A 2,945-nucleotide genomic window follows, 5' to 3' on the forward strand; every position below is an offset into this window, starting at 1 on the left:
AAATCCGTTCAAAACCCCTTGGGTGTTGTATGGTTAAGCCTCACGGGCAATTAGTATCAGTTAGCTCAATGCCTCGCAGCACTTACACACCTGACCTATCTACGTCGTAGTCTCCAACAACCCTTTAGGATACTTAAAGTATCAGGGATGACTCATCTCAGGGCTCGCTTCACGCTTAGATGCTTTCAGCGTTTATCGATTCCGAACTTAGCTACCGGGCAATGCCACTGGCGTGACAACCCGAACACCAGAGGTTCGTCCACTCCGGTCCTCTCGTACTAGGAGCAGCCCCCTTCAATCATCCAACGCCCACGGCAGATAGGGACCGAACTGTCTCACGACGTTCTAAACCCAGCTCGCGTACCACTTTAAATGGCGAACAGCCATACCCTTGGGACCGACTTCAGCCCCAGGATGTGATGAGCCGACATCGAGGTGCCAAACACCGCCGTCGATATGAACTCTTGGGCGGTATCAGCCTGTTATCCCCGGAGTACCTTTTATCCGTTGAGCGATGGCCCTTCCATTCAGAACCACCGGATCACTATGACCTGCTTTCGCACCTGCTCGAATTGTCATTCTCGCAGTCAAGCGGGCTTATGCCATTGCACTAACCTCACGATGTCCAACCGTGATTAGCCCACCTTCGTGCTCCTCCGTTACTCTTTGGGAGGAGACCGCCCCAGTCAAACTACCCACCAGGCACTGTCCGCAACCCCGATAAGGGGCCAACGTTAGAACATCAAGCATACAAGGGTGGTATTTCAAGATTGCCTCCACACATACTGGCGTACGTGCTTCAAAGGCTCCCACCTATCCTACACATGTAGGGTCAATGTTCAGTGCCAAGCTGTAGTAAAGGTTCACGGGGTCTTTCCGTCTAGCCGCGGGTACACTGCATCTTCACAGCGATTTCAATTTCACTGAGTCTCGGGTGGAGACAGCGTGGCCATCATTACGCCATTCGTGCAGGTCGGAACTTACCCGACAAGGAATTTCGCTACCTTAGGACCGTTATAGTTACGGCCGCCGTTTACTTGGGCTTCGATCAAGAGCTTCGACCGAAGTCTAACCCCATCAATTAACCTTCAAGCACCGGGCAGGCGTCACACCGTATACGTCATCTTACGATTTAGCACAGTGCTATGTTTTTAATAAACAGTTGCAGCCACCTGGTATCTGCGACTCCCGGCAGCTTAGAGAGCAAGTCTCATCACCGCTAGGAGCGTACCTTCTCCCGAAGTTACGGTACCATTTTGCCTAGTTCCTTCACCCGAGTTCTCTCAAGCGCCTTAGTATTCTCTACTCGACCACCTGTGTCGGTTTGGGGTACGATTCCTTACAATCTGAAGCTTAGAGGCTTTTCCTGGAAGCATGGCATCAATGGCTTCACTACCGTAGTAGCTCGACATCGTGTCTCAGCCTAGTGTATTCCCGGATTTGCCTAAGAATACAGCCTACACACTTGAACTTGGACGACCGTCGCCAAGCCCACCTAGCCTTCTCCGTCCCCCCATCGCAATTGTAAGAAGTACGGGAATATTAACCCGTTTCCCATCGACTACGCCTTTCGGCCTCGCCTTAGGGGTCGACTTACCCTGCCCCGATTAACGTTGGACAGGAACCCTTGGTCTTCCGGCGAGCGGGTTTTTCACCCGCTTTATCGTTACTCATGTCAGCATTCGCACTTCTGATACGTCCAGCACGCTTTACAACGCACCTTCAACCGCTTACAGAACGCTCCCCTACCCAATACAGTAAACTGTATTGCCGCAGCTTCGGTGTATAGTTTAGCCCCGTTACATCTTCCGCGCAGGCCGACTCGACCAGTGAGCTATTACGCTTTCTTTAAATGATGGCTGCTTCTAAGCCAACATCCTGGCTGTCTGAGCCTTCCCACATCGTTTCCCACTTAACTATAACTTTGGGACCTTAGCTGGCGGTCTGGGTTGTTTCCCTCTCCACGACGGACGTTAGCACCCGCCGTGTGTCTCCCGGATAGTACTTACTGGTATTCGGAGTTTGCAAAGGGTTGGTAAGTCGGGATGACCCCCTAGCCTTAACAGTGCTCTACCCCCAGTAGTATTCGTCCGAGGCTCTACCTAAATAGATTTCGGGGAGAACCAGCTATCTCCAAGTTTGATTGGCCTTTCACCCCTAGCCACAAGTCATCCGCTAATTTTTCAACATTAGTCGGTTCGGTCCTCCAATTGATGTTACTCAATCTTCAACCTGCCCATGGCTAGATCACTTGGTTTCGGGTCTATATCCAGAGACTGAACGCCCAGTTAAGACTCGGTTTCCCTACGGCTCCCCTAAACGGTTAACCTTGCCACTGAATATAAGTCGCTGACCCATTATACAAAAGGTACGCAGTCACACCACGAAGGTGCTCCTACTGCTTGTACGTACACGGTTTCAGGTTCTATTTCACTCCCCTCACAGGGGTTCTTTTCGCCTTTCCCTCACGGTACTGGTTCACTATCGGTCAGTCAGTAGTATTTAGCCTTGGAGGATGGTCCCCCCATATTCAGACAGGATATCACGTGTCCCGCCTTACTCGTTTTCACTGATGATGAGATGTCGGTTACGGGGCTATCACCCTGTATCGCGCCACTTTCCAGAGGCTTCACCTGTCTCATTAAAAGCTTAAGGGCTAACCCAATTTCGCTCGCCGCTACTTTCGGGATCTCGGTTGATTTCTCTTCCTCGGGGTACTTAGATGTTTCAGTTCTCCCGGTTTGCCTCACTACACTATGTATTCATGTAGTGATACTAGCTTATGCTAGTGGGTTTCCCCATTCAGAAATCGTAGACTCAAATGGTTTTTACTACCTAATCTACGCTTATCGCAAGTTAATACGTCTTTCATCGCCTCTGACTGCCAAGGCATCCACCGTGTACGCTTAGTCACTTAACCATACAACCCCAAGAGGTTTCGTATG

The 2,945-nt window shown here is 50.7% G+C and carries 1 rRNA gene; it reads right to left on the minus strand.

Annotation, left to right across the window (positions count from 1 at the left end):
* Positions 1-29: 29 nt before the first annotated feature.
* A 23S ribosomal RNA gene (locus PVK71_RS20160) occupies positions 30-2,920 on the minus strand.
* Between the last annotated feature and the right edge of the window lie 25 nt (positions 2,921-2,945).

This window comes from Aliivibrio sp. S4MY1 (genome assembly GCF_028765545.1).
Classification (GTDB): Bacteria; Pseudomonadota; Gammaproteobacteria; order Enterobacterales; family Vibrionaceae; genus Aliivibrio.